Origin of the sequence: Halorubrum distributum JCM 13561 (assembly GCF_000337395.1) — an archaeon.
GTDB lineage: Archaea > Halobacteriota > Halobacteria > Halobacteriales > Haloferacaceae > Halorubrum > Halorubrum distributum.
The window spans coordinates 43,850-55,566 of sequence record NZ_AOJF01000030.1 but is presented as its reverse complement, the minus strand read 5'-3'; the positions used below and the strand labels follow the sequence as shown (position 1 = coordinate 55,566).

The 11,717-nt window shown below is 74.5% G+C and carries 8 protein-coding genes; 3 read left to right on the top strand and 5 right to left on the bottom strand.

The genetic code is table 11. The annotated features are described in order from the left end of the window. Positions 1-3 precede the first annotated feature (3 nt). The 3 genes from dapB to C470_RS05060 form a co-directional block, all read right to left on the bottom strand. A complete protein-coding gene (gene dapB / locus C470_RS05070) occupies positions 4-810 on the bottom strand; it encodes a 4-hydroxy-tetrahydrodipicolinate reductase (protein WP_008365717.1) in 807 nt (268 codons plus the stop codon). Further along, positions 807-1,808, bottom strand: a complete 1,002-nt coding sequence (gene dapA / locus C470_RS05065; protein WP_004598411.1) for a 4-hydroxy-tetrahydrodipicolinate synthase — start codon at positions 1,806-1,808, stop codon at positions 807-809. The genes dapB and dapA overlap by 4 nt, the downstream gene beginning before the upstream one ends. A 284-nt stretch (positions 1,809-2,092) precedes the next feature. Further along, the gene (locus C470_RS05060; protein ID WP_008365714.1) at positions 2,093-2,776 is read right to left on the bottom strand and encodes a haloacid dehalogenase type II; all 684 of its coding nucleotides are present in this window, start codon (positions 2,774-2,776) and stop codon (positions 2,093-2,095) included. A gap of 143 nt (positions 2,777-2,919) precedes the next feature. Here C470_RS05060 and C470_RS05055 point away from each other — a divergent pair, with 143 nt between their 5' ends. Then, positions 2,920-3,828, top strand: a complete 909-nt coding sequence (locus C470_RS05055) for an HD domain-containing protein (protein ID WP_004598409.1) — start codon at positions 2,920-2,922, stop codon at positions 3,826-3,828. Between the two features lie 30 nt (positions 3,829-3,858). Here the strand turns inward: C470_RS05055 and C470_RS05050 are convergent, their stop codons facing one another. Next, positions 3,859-5,475, bottom strand: a complete 1,617-nt coding sequence (locus tag C470_RS05050; RefSeq protein ID WP_008365711.1) for an aldehyde dehydrogenase family protein — start codon at positions 5,473-5,475, stop codon at positions 3,859-3,861. A gap of 116 nt (positions 5,476-5,591) precedes the next feature. On the opposite strand from C470_RS05050, the gene C470_RS05045 reads away from it, so the two are divergent. Both C470_RS05045 and C470_RS05040 read left to right on the top strand, forming a co-directional pair. After that, entirely contained in the window at positions 5,592-9,416 is a 3,825-nt protein-coding gene (locus C470_RS05045; protein ID WP_008365709.1) for a tetratricopeptide repeat protein, read from the top strand. Positions 9,417-9,533: 117 nt separating this feature from the next. Beyond that, positions 9,534-10,043, top strand: a complete 510-nt coding sequence (locus C470_RS05040; RefSeq protein ID WP_004598406.1) for a PUA domain-containing protein — start codon at positions 9,534-9,536, stop codon at positions 10,041-10,043. A 331-nt stretch (positions 10,044-10,374) separates the two neighbouring features. Here the strand turns inward: C470_RS05040 and C470_RS05035 are convergent, their stop codons facing one another. Next, positions 10,375-11,424 (bottom strand): presenilin family intramembrane aspartyl protease PSH, encoded by a 1,050-nt coding sequence (locus tag C470_RS05035; protein WP_008365708.1) that lies wholly within the window; start codon positions 11,422-11,424, stop codon positions 10,375-10,377. Positions 11,425-11,717 lie beyond the last annotated feature (293 nt).

Here is an 11,717-nt window from a genome sequence, read left to right as displayed (position 1 = left end):
CGGTCATTCGGTGCCGCCCGCGTCCAGCACGTCGCCGAACCCGTACCAGCCCGGGTCGCGGCCGGCGAGCCACGCGGCGGCGTCGAGCGCGCCCTCGGCGAACACCCCGCGGTCGCCGGCGCGGTGCGTGAGCTCCAGCGTCTCGCGGTTCCCCGCTAAGAGGACCTCGTGCTCGCCGGTCACGTCGCCCGCGCGGCGGGCGTGGACGCCGACCTCGCCCGGGCTCCGCGGGGCGTCGCCCTCGCGGCCGTGGACGCGCTCGTCGAGGTCCTCGCGGACGGCCTCCACGTCGTCGAGGATCGACTTCGCGGTGCCGGAGGGGGCGTCGCGCTTCGCGTTGTGGTGCGTCTCGGTCAGCTCGACGTCGTAGCCGGGGAGCGCGGCGGCGGCCTCCCGGACCGCCCGGCGGAGCGCGGCCACGCCGCGCGCGAAGTTCGACGCCTTGAGCACGGGCACCGCCTCGCTCGCGGCCCGAACACTGTCGATCTGCGACTCCGCGAAGCCGGTCGTTCCGGTGACGAGCGGGACGCCGGCGTCCGCGCAGGCCTCGGCGTACGCGACCGCCGACTCGGGGCCGGTGAAGTCGACGAGGACGTCGGGGTCCTCGCTCGCGAGGAGTTCGCCGAGGTCGCCGGCGTCGGCGACCGGGACGCCCGCCACGGGGTCGGTCGCGGTGCGGTTGACCGCGACCGCGACGACGACGCCCTCGCGGTCGGCGGCCGCCTCGATCATCTCGCGGCCCATCCGCCCGCCGGCGCCGGTGACGGCGATCCGGAGATCGGTGTCGGCCGAGCCGCCCGCGTCGCTCATTCGGCGCCCTCCGTCGCTGCGAGGTCGAGGGCCGTCGGATCGAGCGTTCCGGCCGCCCGCTCGTCGTACGCGGCCAGCAGCTCGCGGAGCGACTCGCGGCGGTCCTCGGAGAGCCGCGAGAGCGGCGAGCGGACGCGGGGGCCGCCCCGCCCGCGGAGGTGCATCGCCTCCTTCACCGGAATGGGGTTCGTCTCGGCGAACAGCTCGCGGACGAGCGGCGACAGCTCGTGGTGGAGCGTCCGCGCGCGGTCGTAGTCGCCCGAGAGCGCGGCGCCGACCATCGCGCAGGTCCGCTCCGGCTCGACGTTGGCGACCACGCTGATCGTCCCCGTCCCGCCGACGGAGAGGACCGGCAGCGTGAGGCCGTCGTCGCCGGACAGCACGGCGAACGCCTCGTCGCGGGTGCGCTCTATCACCTCGCTGATGAGGTTGAGGTCGCCGGAGGCGGCCTTATACCCTCGAATGTTCGGGTGTTCGGCGAGCTCGACGGTCACGTCGACCGGGATCGACTGCCCCGTGCGGCTCGGCACGTTGTAGACGATCTGCGGCAGGTCGACCTCGTCGGCGATGGTCCGGTAGTGGTCGAGGAACCCCTGCGGCTCGGGCTTGTTGTAGTACGGCGAGATGAGCAGCAGGCCGTCGGCGCCGGCGTCGGCCGCGCGCCGCGACAGCGAGAGCGCCTCCGCGGTGTTGTTCGATCCGGTGCCGGCGATCACGGGGATGTCGTCGAGCGCGTCGCGGACCGTCTCGATCACCGCGACGTGCTCGTCGTGACTCATCGTCGCCGACTCGCCGGTCGAGCCGACGGGAACGACCCCGTCGACGCCGGCCCGCTCCAGGTAGCGGGCGTTCGCGGCGAGCTGCTCGTGGTCGACCGCGTCGTCGTCGGTGAAGGGGGTCGTCATCGCCGGATAGACGCCCTCGAAGGGCGCGTCCGTCGTCTCGCTGTCCGTCTCGTCCTGCGTCGCGTAGGGTGTCGTGGTGGTCGTGTCTGTCATGGGTGCTGCGGTGGGTCCGGGTCGGTGAATGGGCCGATGCGCGCGGGTCGGGGGTCGTCCGGGACGGGGTCGTCACTCCCGCCGGCGGACGGCTCACGCGCGTTTTTTGGAGAAGAGCCGCGTCGCTGCCGTCGACTGCGGACCGCGTGCGGACGCGGGTCGGGTCACACCGACATATGGATCGGTCGCGCGCTTATGCGTTGTGTCTCGGGTGGAAACTGCCGCGTGGTCGGTCGCGGCCCCACTCGGAGACGGTCACGGGCCTGTTTCGCGGCGGCTCGCGGTCACGCCCCGAGCCTGTCCGCCAGTTCGTGGAGCGTCTCGACCGTGAGGTCCGGATCGCCGCCGAACGGCTCCCACGGCGTCCCCTTCCGGTCGACCCACGCGGCCTGCATCCCGGCGTGGCTCGCGCCCAGCACGTCGAACCAGCCGGCGGTGGCGTGGACCACCTCGTCGATGGGCGTCCCGGTCCGGGCCGCGCCGTGGCGGTAGAGCTCGGCGGCCGGCTTGAACGTCTCCACCTCGTCGGCGCTGATCGCGTCCTCGATCAGGTCGCCGATGTCGGCGTGGTCGACCATCGACGCGAGCATCTCGGGGTCGCCGTTCGAGAGGACGTAGCAGTCGTACCCCGCGTCGCGGAGCCGCCCGATCGCGTCGCGCACGTCGCCGAACACCTCAAGCTCGTGGTACACCGCGAGGATCTCGTCGCGCTCGGCGTCGGGGAGGTCGACGCCGTGCGCCGCCAGCGCGTACGTCAGCGCGTCGCGGTTCACCTCGTAGAACGGCTGGTAGGCGTCGACCGCGTTCGCGACGAACGTGTACGCCAGCGACCGCGACCGCCACAGTCGCGACACCGGCTCGGGGTCCGGAACCCGGTCCGCGAGCGCCGCCTCGGCGGCCTCGACGTCCACGAGCGTGCTGTACGAGTCGAACGTCACCGTCGAGACGCGGTCGGGATCGAACGCCATGTGCGGGGCCACAGCGGGCGGCCGGATAAGCGGTCGGGGCGCCGGCAGGGTCCCCACGGTCCGACCGGCGAGATAGTGGCAGTCTGGACAACGGAGCCGCACGGCTCGCACATTTATCCGGGGCGGGCGACTCTGGGAGACGCATGAGCGACCCTGCCGACGACGCCCCCGACCCGACGGAAGACGCTCCGGATCCGACCGCGGAGAACGCGCCGGCCGCGCGCGACGAGGTCGACGCCGACACCGACGCCGGCCGCCACGAGTACGATCCGGACGCCGACCACGCGTTCCCCGACGAGCGGCTCAACGAGGTCCTCGCCCGGCTCGAATCGGACGAGGAGGTCGTCACCTACCTGGAGGCGCAGAACGTCAACCCGGTCGCCCGGAAGGGGTACAACGACCACGGGTCCAAACACGTCGAGATCGTCCGCGACCGCGCGCTCCGGCTGTACGACCTGCTCAAGTCCGGCGGCGTCGAGTTCAACGGCGCCCGCCAGCAGGGACTCGACGAGGCCGACGAACCGGTGATCGTCGCGCTGGCGGCGACGCTCCACGACATCGGCCACGTCGTCCACCGCCACGACCACCCGTACTACTCGATCCCGCTGGCCGCGGACCTGCTGGACGACCTGCTTCCCTCCTTCTACGACGTGGCCGATCAGGTGCGCGTGAAGGCCGAGGTGCTCCACGCGATCCTCTGTCACCACACCGAGGAACAGCCGCTCACGCTGGAGGCCGGCGTCGTCCGGATCGCCGACGGCCTCGACATGGAACGCGGGCGCTCGCGGGTCCCCTACGAGGAGGGCGGCCGCGGGATAAACACCGTCTCCTCGCAGGCGATAGAGCGCGTCTCGCTCCGCGAGGGCGACGAGACGCCCGTTCAGGTCGTGATACGGATGAACAACGCCGCCGGCGTCTACCAGGTCGACTCGCTGCTGAAGGCGAAGATCGACGGGTCCCTGCTCGAAGATCGGATCCGAACGGTCGCGATCAACACCCACAGCGACGGGAAGGACGGGAACGGCTCGATCGTCGACCGGATCGAACTCTGAGCGGTCGCTCCCGGGCCCGAACGGACCGGCTCAGGGCCCCCGGAGCGTGTCGCCCGCCCCGTTCCGGTGGACCGCCTCGTCCGCGACGGTCGTCGCGGCGACGGTCGTCGTCCGCGCGAGGTGGTCGGGCGTGAGTCCGCCGCACAGCTGGCTCTCCTCCGCGGTCCCGCCGCCCAGCACGGGCGCCGCCTCGAACCCGTTCGAGCGTGTGCCCGTCGCCGCGATCCCGGGCTGATTGACGACGAGGCGGCCGGGGGCCAGCCGCTCGGCCACCTCGCGGGCGCGGCGCTGTTGGGTGGTGTGGACCGCGGCGGCGTGGGAGGAACCGATCTCGGCGGCGAGCGCGGTCGCGGCGTCGAACCCGCTCCGCCCGTGGACCGCGACCGCGGGGATCCCCGGGAGCGTCGCGAGCGGGTCGTCGGCGCCGTCGGACTCGGCGACGAGGAACGCCGCCTCTCGGGCCGCGCTCGGGAGGTCGAGGGCGGCCGCCAGCCACCGCGGCGAGTTCCCGCGCGGGTCCGCCTCGGCGCTTTCGTCCGCTCCGGCTTCGTCGAGGAGCGTCCGGAGTCGGTCGCGCTCGGCGTCCTCGAGGACGTACCCGCCCTCGGCTTCGAGCGCGGAACACAGTTGGTCGACCGCCGGCGTCACCGTGACGGCCGCGGCGTCGCCCGCGGGGTGGGCGCCGAAGTCGTAGGTCGCCCCGACCGCGACCCGCGTCGCCACCGCCTCGGACGGGAGCGACCCGTCGGCGACGGCGACCACGCCGTCCGCGCTGGTGGCGACGTTCGGCGTCCCGCAGCGCTGCCCAGCGGTAACCGTCGCCTCGGAGCCGGCCGCCACGGCGAAGTCGGCCCGCTCGAACAGCGCGTCGGTCTCGGGCTTCGCGGCCGGCGCGGGCAGCATCGACACCGCGCCGGTCGGTGCGCCCGCGTCGGCGAGCGCGCGGCGGACGGTCTCGACGACCACGTCGCACGTCTCCACGGTCGACGGAGAGGGCGCGAACACGACCGCGTTCCGAGCGGCGAGCCCGTACAGCGAGAGGACCGCGGGGATCACGACCGGGTGCGTCGCGGGGACCGCCGCGCCGACGACGCCCGTCGGCCCGGCGACGGTCACCGTGCCCGCCGCGCCGTCGCGGTCGACCACGCCGGCGGTCGGCGCGTTCCGCAGCGTCCGCCGGGCAGCGTCGAGCATGGTCGCGATCTTCTCGGCCTTCGTTCCCGGGTGGCCCCGCCCGGTCTCGTTGGCCGCCGACCGCGCGAAGCGGCTGACCGTCTCCCTGTCCGCCAGCCGCTCGCCGACCGACCGCACGAGGGCGTCGACGTCGTCGGGGTCCCACGCAGCCAGTTCGTCCGCCGCCGTCCGCGCCGCCGTGACGGTCCGCGCCGCGCGGCCCGGCAGGTCCGCGGCGCTCGTCGCGGACGGGCCGGCCGCCGGTTCGCGGGAGTCCCCCTCCGCCGCGGGGTCGGTACCTTCGCTGTCGGCGGTCGCGTCCCTCTCTGCCGCCGGCGTCGGACCGTCGTCGTCGGTCGCCGCCGGGCCGCTTCGCCCGTCCGGTTTCGTCTCGTTGCGTCCGTCCGGTTTCGTCTCGTCGAGCCCGGCCGCCGTGCCGGTGTCGTCGCCCTCGCCCGTGCGGTCCCTGTCCATGGAGTCGACTGCGGCGGCATCCGGCTTATTCTCACTCCGTGGAACACTGTGTCACCGCGCGCGAAAGCCGTCACCGAGGAAACAGTTATGTCGGTCGGCGCGGTGCGGGCGGACGTATGACGGAGCCGTCGGAACTCGTGGGCGTCGTCGAGCGTCGCCTCGACTTCCTCGAACGGCTCACCGCGGGACCGCTTCGCAAACACGAGCTCGTCGACGCGCTCGGTCACTCCCGGTCCACGGTGAACCGCGCGATTGACGAGTTGGAGGCTGCGGGGCTCGTCGCCGGCGAGACCGACGGCTACCGGACGACGCTCTCGGGGCGGCTCCTCGCGGGCGAGTACCGCGAGTTCCTGACGGTCGCCGACGACCTCGCGGCCGCCGGCGACGTGCTCGACCCGCTCGGCGCGGACGTCGACGTCGACCCGGCGATCCTCCGCGAGGCGGAGACGTACCGGGCCGCGGCCCCCGACCCCTACCGACCGCTGGAGGTCCTCGACGAGGCGCTCGCCGACGCGGACGCGGTCGCCGCCGCGCTGCCCGGGTTCCCCTACCCCCGGGTCGCCGAGCGGCTCCGGCGCGCGGCCGCCGGTGGAGGGACCGTCGACCTGGCGCTGGCGGACCGTGCGTACCGACACGCGACCGAGCGCTTCGCGGACGACCTCGGCGCCGTCGCGCGCCGGGACGACTGCCGAGTCGCCGCGGTCGACGCCGTCGACGCGGGGGTCGTCGCGGCCGACGGGACCGCGCTGCTGCTCACCTTCGACGACGACGGGACGCTCCGCGGCGCGGCGGCGTCGACCGAGCCGGAGGCGGTCGCGTGGGCGGAGACGGAGGTGTGCGACCTGGTCGAGCGCGGCCGTGACGCGGACGAGGCGCTCGCGGCGATGGATCGCTCCGAGGCGAAGCGCACGGAGGGCGATCGAGCCGAGGCCGAAGGCTCCGGCGGCCCGGCCGGCAGCGGCGACGCGGACGCGTCCGACCGAGCGGGCCGTGACGGCGAGGCGGACGGGAGGGGGTCGAGCGCCGCGGGCGGGCTCTTCGGGCGGATCGGTTCGGGCGGCGGCGGCCGGAGCGCGCTCTCGGCGCAGGGGTTCCACGCGGTCGACGAGGAGCGACTCTCGGGCGACCCGGACCCGTACGGACCGCTCCGCGCCACGGCGTCGTTCCCGGAGGTCGACGCGGGGTACGTCCTCGAAAGGACGACGGTGCGCGACGGCGACCGACGCTCGATCGCCGGGCTGCTCGTCGACGGGCTCGCCGAGGGGACGGACCACGCGCTGGTCGGCCCGCCGGGAAGCGGGAAGAGCACCGTCTGCCGGAGCGTCGCGGTCGAGTGGTACCGGTCCGGCCGCGGCCCGGTGACGTACCGACCGGGCGACGGCGGCGACCCGTTTTCTGCGACGGAGCGGCTCCGCGAGCGCGTCACCGAGGGCGACGGTCACCACCTCGTCGTCGTGGAGGACGCCGTCGATCCGGGGGCCGCGGAGGCGTTCGGCGTCGCCCGCGAACTGGCCGACCGCGACGACGTGTCTTTCCTGTTCGACGCCCGCGAGGAGCCGTACGACGACCCCGACGGGCTCCCGCTGTCGCCGGCCGACCTCCGTTACCGCAGGGAGGTGGCGACCGCGCGGATGCCGCGGCTCGACGCGCGCGAGGTGGCGCGGTTCGTCGACCACGTCGCCGAGTGTACGGGGTCCGTGCCGGCGGCCGATCCGGCGGCGCTGCTCGACGACGTGCGGCGCGCCGACGACGAGCGCGTCGGCGAACTGCTCGCGCTCGTCCACCGCCTCGTCCGCGCGACCGGCGACGGCGCGAGCGTCGTCGGCGAGGCGGGCGAGCGCGCCGGCGGCGCGCCGGGGGCGGAGGCCGACGCGAGCGACGCGTCGGCCGGCCGCGACGACGCGGGCCCCGAGTCCGGACTGGAGACGGCGGTCGCGGAGGCGGTCCGGGAGGTCCGGAACCGCCCGCCGCCGACCGCGGACGTCGCGGTGCTGGTGAACCTCCTCAACGTCGCCGGCGTGGGCGACGTCCGCACGCTGGCGTACGCGCTCGTCGACGGCCCGGAGGGGAGCGCGGGATCGGGGACCGGGACAGGGGGCACCGACGGCGAGGGGGCGGACCGCGACCCGTCGCCGACCGTCGACGGCGTTCGCCGCGCGCTCGACCGCCTCGTCGGGACGGCGCTCGTTCGCTCGCGCGACGGGGAGTACCGCGCGGTCCACGACGAGTGGTCGGTGCTGTTCTTGGAGCGGCTCGTCGAGCGGGAGCCGGCGCCGGTCGTCGCCAGACGCGTGGGGCGGGCCGTCTCGCGGGTGCTCGCGCTCGCGGACGACCCCGCGCGCCGCTCGCGGATCCGCCGCGCGGTCGGCGGGGACGCGCCGACGGTGAACCGGATCGAGCGCGACCCGGGCGCGTGGGCGGCCGAGACGGTCCGTGCGGTGTACGGCGTCGGGCGTCGTTACCCCCGCCTCGCGCCGCTGTACGGGCGCGTGCGCTACGCATGGATCGACCTCCCGGACGCGTGCCCGGACGACCTGCGCGACCGGCCGCCGGAGTGGGTGGCGCGGATGTACGTCGAGGCCGGCGACCTCGACGGCGCGACGGCGGCGCTGGACGCGTGGCGGCCGGTCGACGAGGCGGGCGCCGCCGAGCGGCAGCGCGGCTACGGCGACGTGGCGCGGCGGCGCGGCGAGTACGACGCGGCGCGCGATCGGTACGAGCGGGCCGAGGAGCTGTTCGCGGCCGCGGGCGACCGCGGCGGGCTCGCGGCGGCGATCCGGGGGCGGGCGCAGGCGGCGCACTTCGACGGCGACTACGAGCAGGCCTACGAGGCGGGCTCGCGAGCGTACGCCATCGCCGCCGAGGTCGGCGACCCCATCGCGCGGGCGAAGGCGCTGATGGACGTCGGGAACGCGCTCGACGGGCTCGACGGGACGGACGCCGTCCTCGAGCACTACCGGGTCGCCGGTGACCTGTTCCGCGCCTACGACGACACTCACGGCGAGGCGAACGTCCGGGCGAACCTCGCGGTCGCGCTGCGGCGGCGCGGCGACCTCGACGCGGCCGAGCGGACGGCGCGGCGCGCGCTCGACGGCTACCGGACGGTCGGCGACGAGCACCGCGAGGCCATCTCGCTTCTGAACCTCTCGGCGGTCGCGGAGCAGCGCGGCGCCGTCGGCGAGGCGGTCGCCCACGCGTCCGAGGCGCGGGCCATCGCCGAGCGGATCGGCTCGGACATGTACGAGGCGTTCGCGCTGAGCCACCTCGGCAGCGCGGCGCACCTCGCCGGCGACCTCGACCGGGCGGAGCGGTTCCTGACGGCCGCGCTCGACGGCCTCGACCGCCTCGGCGCCGACACGCGGTGCGCGATGGTGACCGCGATCCTCGGCGAGGTGGCGGTCGACCGCGGCGACCCGGCCGAGGCGGAGCGGCGGATCGAGCGGACCGCGTCGCTGCTCGACGATCACGCCGGGCGGAAGCGCCTCGCCGAGCTGGACCGGATCCGGGGGCGGTTGGCGCTCGCCCGCGGCGACGCCGAGGCCGCGGCGGCGGCGCTGACGGACGCGGTCGACGCTGCGAGGGCGGGCGGGTTCACGCAGGTCGAGGCGCACGCGCTCGCGTCGCTGGGCGCCGCTGCGGCCGAGCGCGGCGACGCCCCCGCGGCGGCCGAGCGGTTGACCGCGGCCCTCGATCTGGGCCACCGAATCGACTGCGCGCGGGCGATCGTTTCGGCGGCCGACCGGCTCGCCGACCTGCTCTCCGGGACCGCCACCGGGTCGAACCCGGTCGACTGCGAGGCGCTGACCGAGGCGCTACGGGAGGCGCCGCCGGAAGCCGTTCCGGCGGATGCGGTCGCGGATCCGGCGGCGTACCGCGAGATCGCCGAGCGCTGGCGCGTCGACGCCGACGGGGTCGCCGCGGCGTATCCCGCCCTCGGCTGAGGGGCGCGGCCCGCGGCGCGAGGAGTTAGCGCGTCGAGGCCGAACGAGCCGCGCGCGAGCCGCACCGCGACCGGTCGGTGTCGCAATCGCTTTGGGGGCGCGCGGAGAACCGCGGCCATGACCGACGCCGACACGCTCGCGGACCTGCGGACCGCCGCCGACTACCAGTTCGGGGCCGGCGCGGGCGAGGCCCTGTTCCCGCCGGACGACGCCCTCACGGTGCGCCGGTCCAGCGGCGGCCGCCCGCGCCAGGTGATCGACGGCGACGTCGACGACACGCCCGGCAGCAGCGAGGGGGACCGCCTCGTCTCGTACGGCACCGACGGCCGGTTCACGCTCGGGCTCGCGGGCGGGAAGCGGATCGCCGAGGCGTTGCCCGAACCGCGACACCGGATGGTCGTCGGCGAGGAGAGCGAGCCGTTCGTGCGGGAGGGGCGCAACGCGTTCGCGAAGTTCGTCACCGCGGCCGACGACGGGATCCGCCCCGGTGACGAGGTCCTCGTCGTCGACGAGAGCGGCGCGATATTCGGGGTCGGGCGGGCCGAACTCTCCGGCGTCGAGGCCGAGGCGCTCGGCTCCGGCGTCGCCGTGAAGACGCGCGACGGGAACCCGGCGGACGACGAATAGCGAACTTTTCTCTGCGGTGATTTCCCTGCGGTGGCGCGTGCCTGCGAGCGGCCGACAGGCCGCGAGCAGCACCGCGCGAGGGACGCGGCGAACGCGAGCGGCGCAGCCGCGAGGCTGGGGAGGTGTGAGGTGCGGTGCTGTGCGGGGCGGGACTCGAAGGGGCAGCCGTGAGGCGGCCAGAGGTGACGGCCAAGCACCGCAGGAGCGAGCGACGCGAGCGACGAGGAGCGCAGCGAGCGTCTGGCCGCCTCACGGCTGGGGCTTCGGCGGTGTTCATCGGCGATCCACAGTCAGCCATTTATAAAGAAAGGTGTCGAACGTCCGGACCGATTTATAAGATCCCTGCGAGCCCCAGCGCCTCGATCAGCGGGACGCCGGCGACGACCGAGCCGATCAGGTAGCCGCCGATAGCGCCGCCGTTTAAGAGGGGAAGGCCCGCGTGCGCTCGCCCCCGTATCACCCACCGCATGAGGACGAGCAGCCCCGCGAGGGTGCCGACCATCGCGAGCAGCGCGGGGAGGTTGACGCCGAGGAGCGGGACCGCGAGATCCGCCGCCGGCGAGAACGTCGCCGCGCTCGCGATGAGCACCGTCGGGATGACGGCGTCGCCGAGGCCGATGAAGAAGGCGTCGCGGTCGCCGGCTTCGGCGGCTTCGGCAGCGTCGCTTCCGTCGCCGGTGTCGGAGTCGTGACCGCTGTCGGGCTCCTCGTCGGTCTCCGCCTCCTCGCCTACCCCCGACGCCTCCTCGTCCACCCCTGACGCCGTCTCCTCGCCCACCCCTGACGCCTCCTCGCTGGCCGACTCGCCGTCGAGCAGCGAGTACGACAGCGACAGCGGGATCACCAGGACGACGGGGATGTTCAGGTCCATCACGCCCTCCGCGAGCGACAGCATGTGTTCGGTGCCGTACACTGAGACGGCGTCGTAGACGGCGAGGACCGCGAGCAGGATCAGCGCGGGCAGGAGGCCGAAGGAGATGCCGAACAGCCCGGCGGCCCCCGCGCCCATCAACACCCCGGCGGTGTCGATCACGTACCACTCGGGGTGGACGAGCAGGCCGACCGCGACCGCGACCGCGGGGACGGCGGCCGCGAGCGGCGAGACGAGCGCGGAGAACACGTACCACGAGAGCCACGCCGAGACGCCGACGATTAGCAGCCGGATCGCCCCGTCGAAGTCGTACCGGAACGCCGCCAGCATCAGCCCGGTCATCGCGACGATGGCGACGACGTACAGCACGCTGTTGGCGGGGTTCTCGGGGTTCTCGACGGCCTGATAGCCGCTCTCGGCGAACTCGGGGACCAGCGCCAGCGCGCCCACCTGGACGACGAGGAACAGCCCGACGACGAAGGCGACGCCGCGGTACTCGCGGGGGAACATTCGACCGGCGGTTCGTCGGCGGAGGGTTTCGTCCTTGCGCTTCGGTCTCGCGCTCCGACGGCCGTCGCTGTTCGGTGAGGCGGAACGCGTACAGAAACGGGTTCGGGCTCGGTGTGGGAGCGGGTGGACCCGAACCCAAGCCGACGGACGACGGACGGTGGAAGCGAGTGGCCGACCGGCCCGCCCGGAACGGGATGGGGCCGGTCGGATTCGTCCGCGGCGTTTGCTTCCTTCCCCGAGCGACGTAAGAACTTACCGGCCGAGTTATCAGATCAGATACTCAGATCCGGGCA

Bases quoted from the DNA above. Each gene is read 5' to 3' on its own strand.
- dapA (WP_004598411.1), bottom strand. From the start codon at position 1,808: ATGACAGACACGACCACCACGACACCCTACGCGACGCAGGACGAGACG.
- C470_RS05050 (WP_008365711.1), bottom strand. From the start codon at position 5,475: ATGGACAGGGACCGCACGGGCGAGGGCGACGACACCGGCACGGCGGCC.
- C470_RS05045 (WP_008365709.1), top strand. From the start codon at position 5,592: ATGACGGAGCCGTCGGAACTCGTGGGCGTCGTCGAGCGTCGCCTCGAC.
- C470_RS05035 (WP_008365708.1), bottom strand. From the start codon at position 11,424: ATGTTCCCCCGCGAGTACCGCGGCGTCGCCTTCGTCGTCGGGCTGTTC.
- C470_RS05055 (WP_004598409.1), top strand. From the start codon at position 2,920: ATGAGCGACCCTGCCGACGACGCCCCCGACCCGACGGAAGACGCTCCG.
- C470_RS05060 (WP_008365714.1), bottom strand. From the start codon at position 2,776: ATGGCGTTCGATCCCGACCGCGTCTCGACGGTGACGTTCGACTCGTAC.
- C470_RS05040 (WP_004598406.1), top strand. From the start codon at position 9,534: ATGACCGACGCCGACACGCTCGCGGACCTGCGGACCGCCGCCGACTAC.
- dapB (WP_008365717.1), bottom strand. From the start codon at position 810: ATGAGCGACGCGGGCGGCTCGGCCGACACCGATCTCCGGATCGCCGTC.